This window comes from Ureibacillus sp. FSL K6-0786 (assembly GCF_037965165.1).
In the GTDB taxonomy this organism is placed as follows: domain Bacteria; phylum Bacillota; class Bacilli; order Bacillales_A; family Planococcaceae; genus Ureibacillus; species Ureibacillus thermosphaericus.
In genome coordinates, this window is sequence record NZ_CP150191.1 from 1,079,684 (window position 1) to 1,096,422 (window position 16,739).

At 35.8% G+C, this 16,739-nt stretch carries 18 protein-coding genes; 8 read left to right on the forward strand and 10 right to left on the reverse strand.

Annotation, left to right across the window (positions count from 1 at the left end):
- Window positions 1–3: 3 nt before the first annotated feature.
- The 4 genes from NSQ18_RS05225 to NSQ18_RS05240 all read left to right on the forward strand — a co-directional run bounded on the left by NSQ18_RS05225 (window position 4) and on the right by NSQ18_RS05240 (window position 2,442).
- The gene (locus tag NSQ18_RS05225) at window positions 4–897 is read left to right on the forward strand and encodes a hypothetical protein (protein WP_339289309.1); all 894 of its coding nucleotides are present in this window, start codon (window positions 4–6) and stop codon (window positions 895–897) included.
- A gap of 113 nt (window positions 898–1,010) precedes the next feature.
- Window positions 1,011–1,196 carry an SE1832 family protein gene (locus NSQ18_RS05230; protein WP_016837360.1) on the forward strand — a complete coding sequence of 62 codons (186 nt, stop codon included), beginning with the start codon at window positions 1,011–1,013 and terminating at the stop codon, window positions 1,194–1,196.
- 348 nt (window positions 1,197–1,544) lie between these two features.
- Entirely contained in the window at window positions 1,545–1,955 is a 411-nt protein-coding gene (spx, locus tag NSQ18_RS05235; RefSeq protein ID WP_016837361.1) for a transcriptional regulator Spx, read from the forward strand.
- A gap of 49 nt (window positions 1,956–2,004) precedes the next feature.
- Complete coding sequence (locus NSQ18_RS05240; RefSeq protein ID WP_016837362.1) at window positions 2,005–2,442, forward strand: MarR family transcriptional regulator; 438 nt, start codon at window positions 2,005–2,007, stop codon at window positions 2,440–2,442.
- Window positions 2,443–2,573: 131 nt separating this feature from the next.
- Here NSQ18_RS05240 and NSQ18_RS05245 read toward each other — a convergent pair whose 3' ends face one another.
- Complete coding sequence (locus tag NSQ18_RS05245; protein ID WP_339289312.1) at window positions 2,574–3,119, reverse strand: RNA polymerase sigma factor; 546 nt, start codon at window positions 3,117–3,119, stop codon at window positions 2,574–2,576.
- A gap of 222 nt (window positions 3,120–3,341) precedes the next feature.
- Here NSQ18_RS05245 and NSQ18_RS05250 point away from each other — a divergent pair, with 222 nt between their 5' ends.
- Window positions 3,342–4,721 carry a dipeptidase gene (locus NSQ18_RS05250; protein WP_016837364.1) on the forward strand — a complete coding sequence of 460 codons (1,380 nt, stop codon included), beginning with the start codon at window positions 3,342–3,344 and terminating at the stop codon, window positions 4,719–4,721.
- 244 nt (window positions 4,722–4,965) lie between these two features.
- Window positions 4,966–6,405: a GGDEF domain-containing protein gene (locus tag NSQ18_RS05255; RefSeq protein WP_339289314.1), complete on the forward strand. Its 1,440-nt coding sequence runs from the start codon at window positions 4,966–4,968 to the stop codon at window positions 6,403–6,405.
- A gap of 446 nt (window positions 6,406–6,851) precedes the next feature.
- Here NSQ18_RS05255 and cyoE read toward each other — a convergent pair whose 3' ends face one another.
- The 8 genes from cyoE to NSQ18_RS05295 form a co-directional block, all read right to left on the reverse strand.
- Window positions 6,852–7,739, reverse strand: a complete 888-nt coding sequence (cyoE, locus tag NSQ18_RS05260) for a heme o synthase (RefSeq protein ID WP_096550244.1) — start codon at window positions 7,737–7,739, stop codon at window positions 6,852–6,854.
- A 169-nt stretch (window positions 7,740–7,908) separates the two neighbouring features.
- The gene (locus tag NSQ18_RS05265) at window positions 7,909–8,958 is read right to left on the reverse strand and encodes an AbrB family transcriptional regulator (RefSeq protein WP_339289315.1); all 1,050 of its coding nucleotides are present in this window, start codon (window positions 8,956–8,958) and stop codon (window positions 7,909–7,911) included.
- 163 nt (window positions 8,959–9,121) lie between these two features.
- Window positions 9,122–9,394 (reverse strand): DUF1292 domain-containing protein, encoded by a 273-nt coding sequence (locus NSQ18_RS05270; protein ID WP_016837368.1) that lies wholly within the window; start codon window positions 9,392–9,394, stop codon window positions 9,122–9,124.
- A 26-nt stretch (window positions 9,395–9,420) separates the two neighbouring features.
- Entirely contained in the window at window positions 9,421–10,872 is a 1,452-nt protein-coding gene (locus tag NSQ18_RS05275; RefSeq protein WP_339289604.1) for a YdiU family protein, read from the reverse strand.
- 186 nt (window positions 10,873–11,058) lie between these two features.
- A complete protein-coding gene (locus NSQ18_RS05280; RefSeq protein ID WP_208651701.1) occupies window positions 11,059–11,589 on the reverse strand; it encodes an HAD family hydrolase in 531 nt (176 codons plus the stop codon).
- A 204-nt stretch (window positions 11,590–11,793) separates the two neighbouring features.
- Window positions 11,794–12,804 (reverse strand): DUF1835 domain-containing protein, encoded by a 1,011-nt coding sequence (locus NSQ18_RS05285; protein ID WP_016837371.1) that lies wholly within the window; start codon window positions 12,802–12,804, stop codon window positions 11,794–11,796.
- 195 nt (window positions 12,805–12,999) lie between these two features.
- Window positions 13,000–13,299 carry an RNA polymerase alpha subunit C-terminal domain-containing protein gene (locus tag NSQ18_RS05290; RefSeq protein WP_100216176.1) on the reverse strand — a complete coding sequence of 100 codons (300 nt, stop codon included), beginning with the start codon at window positions 13,297–13,299 and terminating at the stop codon, window positions 13,000–13,002.
- 233 nt (window positions 13,300–13,532) lie between these two features.
- A complete protein-coding gene (locus tag NSQ18_RS05295) occupies window positions 13,533–13,802 on the reverse strand; it encodes a hypothetical protein (protein ID WP_339289319.1) in 270 nt (89 codons plus the stop codon).
- Window positions 13,803–14,356: 554 nt separating this feature from the next.
- On the opposite strand from NSQ18_RS05295, the gene NSQ18_RS05300 reads away from it, so the two are divergent.
- Complete coding sequence (locus NSQ18_RS05300) at window positions 14,357–14,941, forward strand: TetR/AcrR family transcriptional regulator (protein ID WP_016837375.1); 585 nt, start codon at window positions 14,357–14,359, stop codon at window positions 14,939–14,941.
- The gene (locus NSQ18_RS05305) at window positions 14,941–15,354 is read left to right on the forward strand and encodes a DUF5367 family protein (protein ID WP_168411846.1); all 414 of its coding nucleotides are present in this window, start codon (window positions 14,941–14,943) and stop codon (window positions 15,352–15,354) included. The genes NSQ18_RS05300 and NSQ18_RS05305 overlap by 1 nt, the downstream gene beginning before the upstream one ends.
- Window positions 15,355–15,455: 101 nt before the next feature.
- On the opposite strand, the gene NSQ18_RS05310 is transcribed toward NSQ18_RS05305, so the two are convergent.
- Entirely contained in the window at window positions 15,456–16,241 is a 786-nt protein-coding gene (locus NSQ18_RS05310; RefSeq protein ID WP_339289322.1) for a PhzF family phenazine biosynthesis protein, read from the reverse strand.
- Window positions 16,242–16,739 lie beyond the last annotated feature (498 nt).

A 16,739-nucleotide genomic window follows, 5' to 3' on the forward strand; every position in this document is an offset into this window, starting at 1 on the left:
TCCATGTTTAGCCAATATTTCGGTCACTACTTATTAAATCGTGGATTGATTACAAATGAACAACTTCAAGATGTGCTAGAGTATCAAGAAGCGGTGCACGTAAAGTTTGGTGTTATTGCTGTCGACAAAGGTTTGATGACTTCTAATCAAGTAAATGAAGTCCATGAAAAACAAAAACAAATGGACAAGCGTTTCGGTGAAATTGCTATTGAACTTGGATATCTAACAGAAGAACAAGTTGAAGAGCTTATTTCCCATCAAAAACAAGGCCATTTATATTTAGCACAAGCGTTAATAGACCGCGGTTATATGACAATGGACGAATTCAGTTCAGCTTTAAATGACTATAAGAAAGAATATAGTCTATCCACCGAAAAGTTTGAGGAAATTCAAAGCGGAAATATCGATGCATTAGTGGAAAACATTTTAACTAAAGATCACAAAGAAATTCGTGAACAATACGGAGACTACATTTCCCTTTTTGCGAAAAATATGATTCGCTTCATTGATCGCCAAACATTCCTTAAAATTTCAAACGAAGAAGTTCATCATTCAAAATGGTTCGTAAGTCAAGAAATTACTGGAAGTGCTCCACTATTTACAGCAATTGCAGCTGATGATCAATCGTTGCTGCACATTGCATCGAACTATGCAGAAGAGAATTTAACTGAAATTGACGAACTTGCCAAAGATGCCTTTAGTGAATTCCTAAATTTACATAACGGAATCTATTTAGTCAACATGTCGAACTGGGGCACAGAACTTTCTATGAATCCTCAAAAATTCCAAGAAAATGTCAAGGTCTCAGGCGAATTTGTAACGGTAACAGTGAAAACTCAAAAAGGATCCTTCCAATTAATCCTTTCTACAAATCCCGAAAAAGTGAACATCCATTAATTTGCATCAATGGTCGAATACGGCCATTGTTTTTTTAGATGAATGAAAACTCCAATCCTTTATGATACAATAACCATATTAATGTGACTGAACATGAAAGATGGGAGTTAATTATGTTGACAAAACGAGAAATTGAACAGCAAATTGCTGAAATTAAAATGGATTATATCAATTTGCAAGGCGATATAGAGAAACTTGAAAATACTGGCCATATTGATTCGGTAATGCAAGCAGAAGAACGACTAGCTCGTATGGAAAAGAAATTAGCAGAGCTCAATAAGCTACTCGCGGAAATGTAAATCGCGAGTTTTTTCTTTTTTTCAATTCATTTCCCTTTCTAACAGAAATTGTACTTTGCATTATTATAATTAAGAAATCCATTAAATTCTCTTACTCTTCCAGAAAATTAATTTTTACTGTGAAAATCAAAATTTCCCCTTCTGTAATATTCAACTAAAATAATTTCCCTAAAATTGAAACTTTCGCCCAATAAAAACGTAATTATTATTAGAAAAATGGTTATACATTATTTAGTCGTCCACTTTTTTCAAAATTGACTTTGATTTATCTTACTGATAAGATATCTAATGCTGTTTTCTCTTACAATAACAAAATACAACTCTAAACCATTATTGGAGGCGGTATATATGACAGTTACCATCTACACCCAATCTAGTTGTTCTTCTTCACGCAAAGCAATTAAATGGCTAAAAGAACACAATATCCCTTTTACAGAAAAACGGATTACATCTCAACCACTAACATTATCAGAGTTTAAAAACATATTGCGCATGACGGAAGATGGAACAGATGAAATTATTGCAACAAACTCAAACGACTTCAAAAACTTAGATGTTGACATTGATCAACTTTCCATCCAAGAGCTTTATGAATTAATTAAAGAACATCCTCGAATGCTGCGTAGTCCAATTTTAATTGATGAAAAACGCATCCAAGTCGGTTATAACGAAATGGACATCCGTCGATTTATTCCACGCAAAGTTCGTGTATATGAATTAAATGAATTGAGAAAGCATGCTGACGAAATTGTAAGTTAAATTATCTTCCCCTACCCTTGTACTGAAAATGAAAGTGGAGCTGAAAATAATGGATAACCAACGATATGAAACCATTTCCAGCCTATTTGAAGTGGTTTCAACGCTAGAGCGAAAATGGTCTAATGAATGGAATCAAATTAATGATTTAGGTTTTTCAAAAACCCATATTCTTTTGTTAGATTTACTTGCAAAAGAAGGTCCAAAACGCCCTTCTCTCATTGCGGAACGACTAAAAATTACAACAGGCGGAGTAACCGTTTTAACATCGAAACTGTTAAAAAGCGGATATATTCAAAAAACACAAAGTGCAAACGATCGCCGCGTATCTCAAATCGCAATTACTCCTGAAGGAAGAAAAGTATTAGAACAATCCAAAACTCAGGTGATGGCATTAGTTCATTCCATGTTTGGTATGTTATCAAACGAAGAAATCCAAACATTGCATAACATTTTTGAAAAATGTTTAGAAAATTATCCTTATAAATAAAAAGGGGTTGGAAGTATGTTTGTACGTCGAATGATAAGGAAAATGCAAGTTGCCTATAATAGCAGCTTGCATTTACTGTTTCCATAGAAAAAACTTGTGGCCATAGGATGACCACAAGCTACTTTTCATTGTTATACAGGCATAACCACATCTACCAAGTTGTTATCTGACATTAAAATTTCTTTCAGTCTTTGCTTCGCACGGAATAAGCGGGATTTTACAGTGCCGATTGATACTTTCATTAAATTGGATATTTCAGCTAAAGAATATTGCTCAACGTAAAAATACCAAAGCGTCTTTTGATAAATACTATCTAATTGTTTCATTTTTTCCTGCACAATTTTAGTAATGACCACTTTTTCAATTTGTTCTTCTGTGGAAACTTCATTATTTGGAACCAATTCTAGTATTGGAACGTCTAAAGTTTCAGGTTGATTCATTACATACTTACTGCGGCGCACATTTTTCCGATAACGATCTCGAAACGTATTCATTGTAATGGTCGTAAGCCATGCTTTTACATGATCAACTTGTTCCACTTGCTTTTGGTTGCGGACAACTTTTACCCACACCTCTTGCATTAAATCCTCAGCTTCTAAAGGATTGCGCGTTAATTTTAAACATAAATGATATATATAACGATTAAACTCTTCGTAAACATCACAAATTTTACTCATCGTTCAATTCCTCCGTATTTAAGAGCTTTCTGTATACATTTTCCCAAAAATTTGTATTACACTCTATATGATTAGCTTTCAATTACATTACATTCCTGTAAGATTTCTATTATTGATTTCCCCTTTTTATTACCTTTCTCAAAATGTTCTGACATTCGCTTGAAATTTCCAATTCTATGATATACTAATTTTTAGAAAATTTTTTTGAATCGGGGGATTTATATGGACTTGCAACGTTTTCATGAGTATTTTGAAAAAAATCGCGAAAAGCATTTACAGGAGCTATTTGAATTTTTATCTATTCCTAGCATCAGCGCACTATCCGACCATAAGCAAGATATAGAGCGTGCAGCTCAATGGCTAAAAAATCAGATGGAACAATTGAACCTTGAAAATGTATCCATTGACCAAACAGCTGGGCATCCTGTCGTTTATGGTGAATGGCTTCATGCTGAAGGAAAACCAACAGTATTAATTTACGGACATTATGACGTTCAACCAGTTGATCCATTGCACTTATGGAAAACAGAACCTTTCAAACCTAAAATCATTGAAAATAAATTGTATGCTCGAGGAGCTTCCGATGATAAGGGACAAATATTCATGCACCTAAAAGCAATTGAAGCACTTTTCTCGATTCTCGGTACATTGCCTGTCAATGTAAAATTCATTTATGAAGGTGAAGAAGAAATTGGAAGCGCTAACCTTCCTTCTTATATAGAGGAAAATAAAGATAAATTAGCAGCAGATTTCATTTTAATCTCTGACACAAATATGTATGGTCCAGGTAAACCGGCAATCTGCTATGGATTACGAGGACTTACAGGCCTCCAAATCGATGTGCGTGGAGCGAAAAGCGACCTGCACTCTGGTCTTTACGGTGGTGGAGTGCAAAATGCAATCCATGCGTTAGTAGCAATTCTTGATTCATTCCGAGATCATACAGGTAAAATTTTAGTCGAAGGATTTTATGATGACGTTCGACCACTATCAAATGAGGAACGTAAAGCCTTTGCTGACCTACAATTTAATGAAGAAGCATTAAAAGAGGAACTGGAAGTTAATGAATTGTTTGGCGAGGAAGGCTACTCCTATCTTGAAAGAACTTGGGCTCGCCCTACTTTAGAAATCAATGGAATTTTCGGTGGATTTTCTGGAGAGGGAATTAAAACCGTTTTACCAAATGAAGCAGGAGCAAAAATAACTTGCCGACTTGTTCCAGACCAAGATCCCGACAAAATCATTGCGTTAATACAAAATCATATTGAAAAACATACACCTAAAGGGGTAACAGTCACTGTAACGAAATTTGACAGCGGGGCACCATATCTTACACCTTTTGACCACCCATTAATTCAAACAGCAAGCAAATCGTATGAAAAAGTGTATGAATCCCCTACTGCATTCACTCGCGGCGGAGGATCTATTCCAATTGTTGCAACCTTTGATCAAATCTTAAATATCCCTGTCGTGTTAATGGGATTTGGTTTAAGTACAGAAAACTTCCATGCACCAAATGAACACTTCCACTTAGAAAACTTTGATAAAGGATTGCGTGTTCTCTGCGATTATTTATGTGAAGTTGCCAACCTCTCTTTGTAATTGAGTAGCAAAATTTTCGTTAAAACTTTTTTCTCACTAACCTAAATTTTCCATAAAAAACGTTTAAGAATTTTGTACTATTTAGACCCCTTATGAAAAGTCATGAAATTACTTTTATATTGTCAAATATTGTATACATTTTAGTATCCCTTTGAAGTTTATAATATAAATAGGGAAGAAATACCCAGAAAACCATTGTATTTCCAAGGTATTTCTTCCTTCCTTCAAAGAGAGGGGTAGAAAAATGAACGCTCAATTGTACCATTTAACAAGGTTGGAATCGCTCACAGGAAACCTTTTTATCGATGGCAAGTATACAGAAGCTATTGAGTTGGGTAAAGAACTATTAGAAACCGCTAAAAAAACCGAAGATATTAAGGCCACGATGAATGCCCATTTGAATCTTGCTTGTTGTTATTATTATTTAGGTGAAATTGAAATCGCTTTCCAACATATTCTTGATTATAAAGTGTTGTGTGATGAATTCGGAGACGATCGGGATAAGTATTACTTATATTATTTGAGTGCTTTGATATATGCTTATGAAGAAAATTTCGAAGAAGCAAAAGAAGCGATGAAGCAATGTATACGGATTGCACAAGAATTAGAAATGTTTTATTCAGTAAGCAGCAGTTTCAACTCCTACAGCAACTACTTATTGCATGAAGGAAACTATGAAAAAGCACTTCACTATGCGTTAAAAGCATTAGCCATTGCAAAAGAACATTGCCCTAGTGAAATATTATTGCAATGTCATATCTATTTAAGTATTGCATCAAGTTATATCGGTTTGAATGAATTATCGAAGGCAGAAAAAATTATCAATCAACTAGAGCTCAACCAGTATATCAACAACCTACCTCATGAAAAAGCGCACTTTCTCCATGTGAAAGCCACATTTCATCGTTCCAAAGGTGAGCATGATATAGCATTGCAATTATTACATAAATCTTTCAACATATATTCTGATTATAATAATCAAATGAAATTAAAGTCTATATTGAAAGTAATTGCAGAAATTTATGAATCCCTTGGCAATTATAAGAAATCTTACGAAGCGATGAAAGAATATTTAACAATTGTTGAAAAACTGTTTTCCACTCGCCTTTCATCTAAAATACGAGAATTGGATGTCAATCAAAGCATTAAAGCGATAGAAAAACGGGCAAATGTGGACAGTTTAACAGGAGTATATAATCGTTATTATATTGAAACAACATGTGACAAGTGGCTCAAAGAAATGAAAAAAACAGATGAACATATTTGTTGTGTCGTCATCGACATTGACTCGTTTAAAAATATTAATGATACCTTTGGCCATTTAATAGGTGATGAAGTGATTAAAGGGGTCGCACAGGCTTGTTTAAAGGTGGCTAATGAAGATAAAGAAAATATCATCGTCGGTCGTTACGGTGGGGATGAATTTATTGTCCTCTTAAAAGGATATCCTTCACATTCAATTATGGAAAGAGCAAAACAACTTTATAATGAAATTACTTCCTTTCAGATAAACTATTTAACAAATGAAATTAAAGTGACTGTTAGCATCGGAGTAGTATGTACCAATAGCATTCCATATGCTAAAAAGTTCACTCAAATCTTTAAAGTTGCCGATCAAGCTCTCTATATGGCAAAAAGACAAGGAAAAAATCAAATTGTCTACCTCTCAAATGAAAACTGTTAAAATACAAAAAGGCTGGTTCGCCAATGCGTCCAGCCTTTTCCAAACCTTATAAGCTAGTTATAAAAAATATAGGGGAGGTTTTATTGATCAGTCGAACAAATTTTAGGTTCTTATGAGCTTACATGATACTTTTACTAAAAGAGCAATTTTTTATACAGCAACTACATTTTTCGCTGTATTGTAATATTACTATAGCACCCCATCATCTCTTTGTACATCAACTCTCGAAATATGTCACATTTTTATCATATTTTTGTTCACAAATTTAATATTTTTATTTTTTCATCATTGCATTTTTTGTTACATATACAGGAATTTCCTTGCAACTAAACTTTATTGACATAGTTATGGCAGAGTTTTTATGAATAACTATGTTAATTTATTGATATATGTAAACAAAATCAGACCAAAAGTTAACAATAATGAACTTTCGGTCTCATCATACTTTAACGTAATATCATTCCTACTCCGGCATAAATAATGACTGTGGCAAACACTGCTGTCATGTAAATTAATGAATAACCAAACATTTTATTTGCCCATTTATTCCCGTCCATTTGTCTATATCCTACTAAACTAATCCATAGCCAAATGCCGCCAAGCATTAGTGAAGAAAGCGTTAACCCCCAGCTTAACGGAACAAACAGAAAGCTCGTTAGCATGAGCAAAATTAAGTACACATTCGTTTGGATATATGTGCGTTTAACGCCCTTTACAACTGGAAGCATTGGGATTTTTGCTGCTGCATAATCATCCTTCTTACGGATGGCCAGTGCATAGAAATGCGGCATTTGCCAAATGATCATAATGATAAAGAGCGCCCAACATGCTGGGTGCCAGATCGTAGGTGCAACAGCCGCCCATCCAATTAACGGTGGAACCGCACCAGAAATACTCCCCACTTCAGTGTTCCAAATAGTTCTTCTCTTCGTCCACATCGTATATGGAACAACGTAGAAAAATACACCAAGGAATCCAAGAATTGCAGCTGTTAGTGTTGTTAAGGCTAAAAATCCAAGTCCGATAATCAGTAATAGTATTCCGACAATCAACAACGTGCGAAGATTAATTTCACCAGTAACAGATGGTCTCAATTTTGTACGGGACATCTTCGCATCAATATCATGATCATATATATTGTTGAATATTCCAGCTGCTCCGATGACTGCCGCCGAACCGATAAGAGCAAAAATCATATTCGGTATATTTTCAATAAAACTTAAATGATAAGTATAAAGGGCAAGCATTAAAGCGGCGAACATCGGAATTAAATTCGACTTGATGATTCCTGTTTTCACAGCTTTTTTCCACAATTCTATTTTTTTGTTTTGCATTTTATGTCATATTCCCCTTATCATTTCATAGACAAACTAATATATATCATACCATTTTTTCTTGTGAATCAACAATCGACAGTTTTTTACTATATTCGTCTGGTTTTTATGGCGACCCTACCATTAATAGTATCTATAAATGTTACTAGAAACAACCTTTCTGATTCTTTTAAGTATTAGTATTCCTTTCATCAATATATCGGCAAGATACTTTTAATAATGGTAAAACAACGATAAAAACAAATAAAATTCGAAACATTTGAAAGACCGTCACGATCGATACATCCGCTCCAATGGCATTGGCAAGTAGACTCATTTGATCCAGCCCTCCTGCCGCTGTACTTAATATACTTGTTGACAAGGAATATTTCATCATTTGTGTTAACATCCACCCTTGTACAAAAGTAAAGAGCAACAGGAATATGGCAGTTCCAATACCTAATAATAGAACCCGCTTCCCCAATTTTAGCATGTTAGGCTTTAGCAGCTGTCCTATATAAGCACCAATCATTAACTGTGCCATATTGAGAAAGAGGTTTGGGACTTCTGGCATTTCAATTGAAAACAATTGGAGACCAATCACGAATAATACGGGAGATAAAAAAGAAGAAACCGGAATTTTTATCTTCTTCCCTATCCTTGCAGCTACTATAGATCCGAGAATCAGTAGCAATAATGCCATCATTGAAGAGAAGGATAACATCGCTTCTTTCTTATCAGCTACTGCGTGGGCATGTAATATTAAGGGAATACCAATCACAATAGTGATTACACGAACAACATGAAAGTACGTGACAATGGCAATATCAATACCTTCTTCCTCTTCTGCAAAGGCCACAATTTGAGAAAGTCCTCCGGGAACCGTACATGTCAATGCGGTTTTTAATGAAAGCTCCCCCACTCTCACAAGTCCAAATGCTAATAGAACACTAAATATTATAATCATAATGTTCAATAACAACATGATTCCAATAAGCCAGCCCATGCCGGAAAAAACAGTTAATTGAAAGCTTTGGCCAATGGTAATTCCTACGATGATTAATCCGAAGTTGCGTAATGTTGATGGCCAATAGAGGTGTGTTTTGATAAAAAATTGACTGATTAACACTGTAAAAATCGGACCGAGTAACCAAGGAACGGGTAAATGCAAAATGTTAAAAAGGTATACGCCCAATAAACTGATAACTAGTACAATGCCCATCGATTGAATTTTGTGCACATAGAAGTCCCCTTTTTCATTTTCTTTCTATAAATCTAACATAATTTAGAAATGCTTAAAATCTGCTTGCCAATATGGAGGGCTGCAATAATCATAAATATTTGATTATTATTTCTATAGATGAAAAAAACGGGAGCCTGTAAATCTTGCTCCCGTAAACATATTACTCTTCATCCATTTCATCCATCATTTGATCAAAGGCTTCTGACACTTTATCGAATTCTTCATCGGATTCAATCACGTCGAAGTCTCCCTCATCATCCACTTTCAAGAAAAAGACTTCGATATCCTCTTCATTCTCTTCATGTAAATCATCTGTAAAGGCAACTGCGACATAATCTTGTCCATCTACTGTCAGCGTTGCAACAACTTCAACTTCCTCTTCTTGTTCGTCATCCCCGATGGTAAACACTTCGCCAACTTCGATTTTTTCCATTTGAGTTCCTCCATTCTTTGCGAGTTTTACGTACCGCAATAGGTAATATACGGTTCATCTGGATATTCAGGCAATGTACAGTATTCCTCTTGTTCCGCTGAATATGCATAAGGATTCGTGATAATCGATAGCAATTTTTTCATAACGGTGAAGTCTCCTCGCTCCACCGCTGCTTCGATTGCTTCTTCTACCCGGTGGTTTCGAGGAATCACAGAAGGGTTATGTTGCTTCATCATTTGCATAATATCTATAGAATTTTGGCGTTTTAAGCGAGCTTGATAACGTTGGTACCAATCTTGAAATTCTGGAGTTTGGAAAAATGGTTCTTCGAATTTTTGCAAAGTTAACGCTCTAAACGTATTTGTATAATCTTGTTTATGTGTTTCCATTAATTGAAGTAAATCTTGTATGAGTGCTTCATCTTCCGCTTCTTCATTAAGGAGCCCTAATTTTTTACGCATACCGTCGAGATAATAAAATACGTAAAGGTCTGGGTAAGTTTCTATGGCTTCTTTTGCCAGTCTGACCGCCTTCTCTTTATTTTCATCAAGCAGCGGAATAAGTGCCTCGGCAAACCTTGCTAAGTTCCATCCTCCAATTTTGGGTTGATTTCCATAAGCATAGCGACCGTAAGTATCAATCGAACTAAAAACTGTTTCAGGATGATAAAGATCCATAAAAGCGCATGGCCCGTAATCAATGGTCTCCCCGCTAACGGTCATGTTATCAGTATTCATCACACCATGGACAAAGCCGACGAGTTGCCACTTAGCAATAAGTGCTGCTTGCTTTTCGATGACTTCTTTTAATAACTGCAGATATGGATTCTTTTCTTTTGCAAGATGAGGATAATGTCTTTCAATAGTATAGTCGCAAAGAGCTTGTAAGTCTTCTTTTGAACCAAATTTTCGTGCAAATTCAAAAGTTCCAACGCGGATATGGCTTGAAGCCACTCTTGTTAAAATAGCACCTGGAAGCAGTTGTTCTCGAATGACCGTTTCCCCTGTTGTGATAACGGCTAAACTTCTCGTTGTAGGAATCCCAAGGGCATGCATCGCTTCACTAATAATGTACTCTCGAAGCATTGGTCCAAGAGCTGCTCGTCCATCACCGCCGCGGGAATATGGCGTTCTTCCCGAACCTTTTAGCTGTATATCAAAGCGCTGATTCTGAGTATTCACATGCTCTCCCAAAAGAATGGCTCGTCCATCGCCCAACATAGTGAAATAACCGAATTGATGCCCTGCATAAGCTTGAGCGAGCGGTTCCGCTCCTTCCGGTATTTTGTTACCCGCAAATGTAGCAACCCCTTCTTCTGTCTGCAGTGCATCACTATTCAAATTCAATTCTTCAGCAAGAGATTCATTGAAAACAACCAGCTTGGGAAATGCTACTGGTGTAGGGTTTAGTTGTGTATAGAAAATGGGTGGTAATGTTGCATAACTGTTATGGAAATTCCATCCAGGTTTTAATTGCATTTGAATCGTTCCTTTTTTCTTTTTTATTTTTGCAAGTAAGTGGCGGTTTATACTTTCTTCGCATTTAGGATATGTGATGAACAAATTCATGCGGTATCGAGCGAAGGTAGTTTGGCAATTAATCAAATACTTGCGACATGCGCCCATTTACTTGCAGCTTTCAATAAAATATTCGCATCTCTCATATTAATGCAATTTTGAATCCTTGATTATCCAATCGACTGCAGTCAATAAATTCGGAAAGGTTGCATCGGCTAAAGGTTCCTCGTCTCCAATAAAAACCGTCTTTGTACCTGCATTTTTCCCTGCTAGGATATCTGTATCCGTATCCCCCACCATGTAAGATTTGGGCAGGTCCACGTTATATTTTTCAGCCAAATCTTCAATCATTTTAGAACCTGGTTTGCGACAGGCACATCCAGCTTTCGGTTTATGTGGACAATAGACAACATCATGTATAATTGCCCCTTGTTTTTTCAATTCATTCACCATATGCTCATGAACCTTTTGAAGCTGGATTTCTCTCATAAATCCAAGCCCAACGCCTCCTTGGTTCGTCACCACGAAAATATAATCAAAATGTTCATTTAGTTTTCGAATAGCTTCCGGTACGCCCGGTAAAAAGTAAAGATCTTTTGGTTTATTTACGAATTTTACTCTCTCTGTAAGCACTTCATTAATAACGCCATCTCGATCTAAAAAGACCGCTGATTTCATTTTGCCCTCCTCCTCTTGTTATTGTTTGCGGAGATACTTAAATTCATTAAATGAATCTGAGCGATAAAATGAACTGAACTTTATTCAAACACTTGATAATTACTTGCGGTTTACCGCTAAATACTTGCATCATCACAAATTCATACAATGAAGAGCAATAAAATAACGCCACCCTATAATAATAAAAGCATGTATAAACATGCTTTAACCAACAAGCGCTTCCTTCAATTTGACCTCATAATATCTCATGCCTCGGAGTTCGCCTTGATATTCTACTTTCCCTTCGGCAATTAATTGGCGCAAGCGGTACTCAAGCCATTCATAGCTCGTATGCTGCTGCATATGACCAAGAACTTCTCCAATTAATCTAGCAGCTTTAAGGAAATCCTTTTTCCCTTGCGTTTCATGAATCTCCTTCAATTTTTCAATGATGAACTCGTCATCCCGATTACTTTCAGCGCTCAAAATTTGCCCATTTTTATACGTTCGTAAAATCGACTCGGAAGTGAATAATTGTTCCCCTTCTTTTGCTAAAGAATGGCGCATTTCTACCGTCAATTCCTTCATTTTTACAAGTTCGTAACATGCACGCAACTGTTCAATATTTAATTCTCCCGTATGGCGAGGAAAATCTTCTTCTTTTCCTTTGTAAAGTTTGTGATAAGCTTCATACGTATTGATTTTATATACCGCATTTGTTTTTTCTTTCAATAAATAAAGCACTAGGCGTAATCCTGTTTGTTCACTTGCATTTGAAGAAGTCCAAATCACCACTCGCTGCTCAGGGTTAATCGATTGAATTTTTTCAAACGCTTCTTTCATTTTAAATTTGTACCACTCTGCATGCTCTGAATCCCACTGATAGTTTTCTTTAAACCATTGATAACGTTGTTCGAAACCTTCTGGGGTATGATAATGTTTCAATGGACCTTCTGCAAAATAATCCGGTAATTCGATGATTTCCTCTGTTTGTTGATCTTTAAAAGCGTGTTTCAAACCACCAGCTGCAGAAGCACCGAATACTATATGGATGGTTTCAGGATTTTTCATGTTCGGTGTTTTTTCTCTTTTAATAAGGGCGTTTTTCAAGGATTGCATAAATTCTGGGAAGTCTTCATCAATATGTTCAGAACGGATCATAATCAAATGTAATAAACTTTTGACTTCCTGCTCGCTGAGATTTGAAATTGCTTTTTTTAATTGATTGATATCCATTTTTTACTCCCCTTTCTGAATTTTTAGAAGGCAATTGAAGCAGCAATAATAATGAAAAGTAACGACCATGCGGAAATTTCATCGAATGCAATTGTTTGTGAAGTCGACGATGAGAAAAAATTTTAAAATAAAGCCCGATATTAGAGAGTGTTCATTTATTTATGACGGCAAATGGAAAAGATTTCAAGATTAAAATTATTCCTTACTAAAACTTAATCCCGCTTCATCTAAAGCCTCTTTCATTTTCTGAAGCGCAGTTTTACCAATGCCATGAAGGGACATGATTTCTTTCTCCGTATATTTCGAAAGTTCTTCAACAGTTGTAATCCCCTGGCTTTCAAGTGCTCTTCTTGCCGGGGCGGAAAATCCAGCTAAGAAACCCTCTGTTGGTTTTCGTTCTGCTTCACAAGTTGGACAAGTGTTGCAATCACTGCTTTTATAATATCGATGACCCTTCTCACAAACTCTTAATGTTTTTTCCGAACGCTTCATCATCATTCCACCTTCCTACTCGACGTCCAAGTCGGTATCATCCGTTAATGAAGCTCGAATGAGGTAAAGTACAGGAATATGTGTATTCTCCTCAACCAATTCTTGAGGAGGTGATTGACTAGTACGGACACTTATCGAGCTCCCGTCATGTGCTTCAAAAAGTCCCATATACCCTAATACTACATCCTCTGTCAGAGGAACCTTATCACTGACAATCGAACTCCAAGATCCCGCTTCTAATGTTTCACCCGGTTTGGAAATATGGCTACTCGACATAAATGACCTGTTTCATTGATAATTGCACTACGCAAATAATAGTGTTCCCACTCAAGATTTTCTAGAAAATAAACGAGAATTTCTCCCTCTTCATTTTCAATGATTCCCCCGATGTCTCCAACCTGCTCAACTAAATTTCCGTATTCATAACGTTCCACCCATACCCGCAATAATTTTTCCTTTTCCGCTTTGTATTCATAATGAAAAATCTTTCCCCCAACTGCTGCCATTAACCTGTTACGTTCTTCATCGGATTAATTTTTTTGCTTAATCGTATTACTCTTTGTCACTTGATTGTTACAAGCAGCTAATATTAGAGTTGCTAATACTATAATGAACAAACGAAATTTCACTTTATCACCTTCATGTAAACTTTTAGTAATTATAGATTTTTACTGCCTACTATTTCAATCGAAAAAACAATAAACTACTCCTAGGATGAAATTGTATGAGTTCTGGATTTTTAGGGATTTATTGTAAAATCAATAATGAAAGGGGGACAAATCAATGTGGAATTGGATTTCTTATATTGGAGGAGTATTAATGGGTTTATCCGTTCTATTAATTGCTTTCGATATAGGAATGCTAATTCCAACTTTAGTATTTATTTTTGGGTGTTTAGTTGTAATTTTCAGGAATGATATACATAAAGAATTATCCCTCTTAAAGATATACGTATATAAATTGATAAGCAAAATATTTAACAAGTTGATTGTCATGTTTTATATTCGTTGTTATTATAATGTTAAGTTAGTTAGTTGAATAACTAAGATGGGGTGATGAAATGGCAAAACCTAATGGTATCAGTAAAAGTGAACTGATTAAATATGCGAAGGAATGTTTAGTGAATAAAGGGATTGAAAATTTCACCTTAAGAGCAGTGGCTGAGACGGCAGGTGTAACACAAGGCACAATTTACTACCATTTTAGAACGAAGGAACAATTGTTAATTGATATTGTTCAGGACATTTGTGACAACAGCTGGCGGGAAATAGCGGAGAATAAAGAAAATATGATGGAGCAAGCGATTGCATCAGCAAAAAGTCGTTGTTCATATGAATCGTTTTTCCATAAATTATTTATTTCATTGGTTGCTTCCAGTTTTAACAACGATGAGATAAGAAGTAAACTTGGCGAAATCATCCAGTTAGAAAATAAAACTCTGTCCGAGAAATTATCAAACTTGTGGATGGAATCACCAATAAAAGGCGTTTCTTTTGAAACATGGGGGATTTTATTAAATGCTGTAGTGGATGGATTGGCATTGCAAGCATTATTACAAAAAGACTTGCCTATTGATCAAATATACAAAGAACTCGAGCATTTCATTAATGGGCTTAGTCATTTGAAAGGTATGGAGGGGAAATAATGAAAAATTACTTCTTCACAGCTATGTGGGGGTTGGCAGTTTGGTTATTTGCCACATTATTTTTCAGATTTTTCGGTGAATATGTTCTCTTTAGCCCAAGTACGAGTAAGTTTTTGATTAGCACTATCCTATTATTAGTTGGAACTGCAGCTTTATTGTGGGGTGTAACTTATGTTTATCATATCTTTGATAAGACCAATAATGCACCATTAAAGTTTGGATTAATCGGTACTATGATTGGTTTAGTATTAGATACATTTTCGTTATCCTTTCATCATATCGTTTTTCCGAAATTAGATGATTCGCAAGTTATTGCATTTACTGCATGGATGTCTTTTGCGTATGCGTTATATTTATTGATTCCTCTCATGATAAATCATAAGGTAAGTGGAAAAGAAAGAATTCAAGTATAAGGCAAGTGCCGTTCTAGTATTCCATATGAATGGCCGTTTTCAAAATATCTAACTGGAAAAGGGGGTTTTTTCCCCCTTTGCATCCTAATAACCTTCTTCCATCAAATAAATATTTTCCCCTCTAAATAAACAACCGCTTCGCCGGATATTTGAATTTCATCTCCTACATCTTTACACAAAAGTTTTCCTCCACGGGAGGACAATTGCAACGCTGTGAACTCCCCTTTCTTTAAAACTCTTTTCCAATAAGGAACCAATGTGCAATGGGCGGAACCTGTCACCGGATCTTCATCTATTCCAGCCTTTGGTGCAAAAAATCGAGAAACGAAATCAACCTCTTTCCCCTTCGCAGTCACAATTACGCCGAAAGCATCTAATTTCTTTAATTCTTCCACATTGATATTTATATTTCGAATCTCTTCTTCTGTATCAAACACCGCTAAATAGTCCCTAGCTACATACACCTCTTTCGGTCTTTTGCCTAAACCTTTCACAAGAGCTTCTGGAATTTCACAAGGCTGCCCTTCCCGAGATGGAAACGACATCGTTAACAAGGAACCATTCTTTGTCACGGTTAAGATACCGCTTTTTGTATGGAATTTTACTTGTGTCATGGACCGGTTAAGATATTGAAAAACGACAAATGCTGTTGCTAATGTAGCATGTCCACACAAATCGATTTCAGTTTTCGGTGTGAACCAACGTAACTCGTATTCTTCATTTTGTTGATGAACGACAAAAGCTGTTTCTGATAAATTATTTTCCGCCGCAATTTGTTGCATTATTTCATCTGAAAGCCAATTCTCAAGAGGAACGACCGCTGCTGGATTCCCTTTAAATGGTTCACTTGTAAATGCATCTATTTGATAAATAGGTATCGTTGGCATTTTAGACAATCCCCTTTCTTTTATAAAATTTGCCTTACTTGTTATAAGAGATAATAGTCAAAGCAGCGACAATAATAGCCATTCTTCATCCGATATTAGTCAAAGTCTGCAATATAATTGCCAACCGAAAAAAATCTACTCCCCCAAGGAACGATAATAGTCAAAGTCTAGAACTTTATAGTCAAATCTCAATGGATAATAGTCAAACTCCTCAATATATTTGCCGACCAAACAAAATCGGCTCTCGTAAGGAACTATAATAGTCAAAGGTTGGAACTTTATAGTCAAATCCCAAAAGATATTAGTCAAACACTTCAATATATTTGCCAACCGAATAAAATCGGTTCCCCCAAGGAACGATAATAGTCAAATGCTAGAACTTTATAGTCAAATCTCAAAGGATATTAGTCAAACTCCTCAATATATTTACCGTTGAAAATGCACAAGATGAAAACTGAAAAACTCGCACCTTAGCGAAAGGTGCGAGTAAAATTAAAT

Bases quoted from the DNA above. Each gene is read 5' to 3' on its own strand.
- NSQ18_RS05275 (WP_339289604.1), bottom strand. From the start codon at position 10,872: ATGCAATTAAAACCTGGATGGAATTTCCATAACAGTTATGCAACATTA.
- NSQ18_RS05225 (WP_339289309.1), top strand. From the start codon at position 4: ATGTTTAGCCAATATTTCGGTCACTACTTATTAAATCGTGGATTGATT.
- NSQ18_RS05245 (WP_339289312.1), bottom strand. From the start codon at position 3,119: ATGAGTAAAATTTGTGATGTTTACGAAGAGTTTAATCGTTATATATAT.
- NSQ18_RS05290 (WP_100216176.1), bottom strand. From the start codon at position 13,299: ATGATGAAGCGTTCGGAAAAAACATTAAGAGTTTGTGAGAAGGGTCAT.
- NSQ18_RS05285 (WP_016837371.1), bottom strand. From the start codon at position 12,804: ATGGATATCAATCAATTAAAAAAAGCAATTTCAAATCTCAGCGAGCAG.
- NSQ18_RS05240 (WP_016837362.1), top strand. From the start codon at position 2,005: ATGGATAACCAACGATATGAAACCATTTCCAGCCTATTTGAAGTGGTT.
- NSQ18_RS05295 (WP_339289319.1), bottom strand. From the start codon at position 13,802: ATGGCAGCAGTTGGGGGAAAGATTTTTCATTATGAATACAAAGCGGAA.
- NSQ18_RS05270 (WP_016837368.1), bottom strand. From the start codon at position 9,394: ATGGAAAAAATCGAAGTTGGCGAAGTGTTTACCATCGGGGATGACGAA.
- spx (WP_016837361.1), top strand. From the start codon at position 1,545: ATGACAGTTACCATCTACACCCAATCTAGTTGTTCTTCTTCACGCAAA.
- NSQ18_RS05230 (WP_016837360.1), top strand. From the start codon at position 1,011: ATGTTGACAAAACGAGAAATTGAACAGCAAATTGCTGAAATTAAAATG.
- NSQ18_RS05280 (WP_208651701.1), bottom strand. From the start codon at position 11,589: ATGAAATCAGCGGTCTTTTTAGATCGAGATGGCGTTATTAATGAAGTG.
- NSQ18_RS05255 (WP_339289314.1), top strand. From the start codon at position 4,966: ATGAACGCTCAATTGTACCATTTAACAAGGTTGGAATCGCTCACAGGA.
- NSQ18_RS05305 (WP_168411846.1), top strand. From the start codon at position 14,941: ATGAAAAATTACTTCTTCACAGCTATGTGGGGGTTGGCAGTTTGGTTA.
- NSQ18_RS05300 (WP_016837375.1), top strand. From the start codon at position 14,357: ATGGCAAAACCTAATGGTATCAGTAAAAGTGAACTGATTAAATATGCG.
- cyoE (WP_096550244.1), bottom strand. From the start codon at position 7,739: ATGCAAAACAAAAAAATAGAATTGTGGAAAAAAGCTGTGAAAACAGGA.
- NSQ18_RS05310 (WP_339289322.1), bottom strand. From the start codon at position 16,241: ATGCCAACGATACCTATTTATCAAATAGATGCATTTACAAGTGAACCA.
- NSQ18_RS05250 (WP_016837364.1), top strand. From the start codon at position 3,342: ATGGACTTGCAACGTTTTCATGAGTATTTTGAAAAAAATCGCGAAAAG.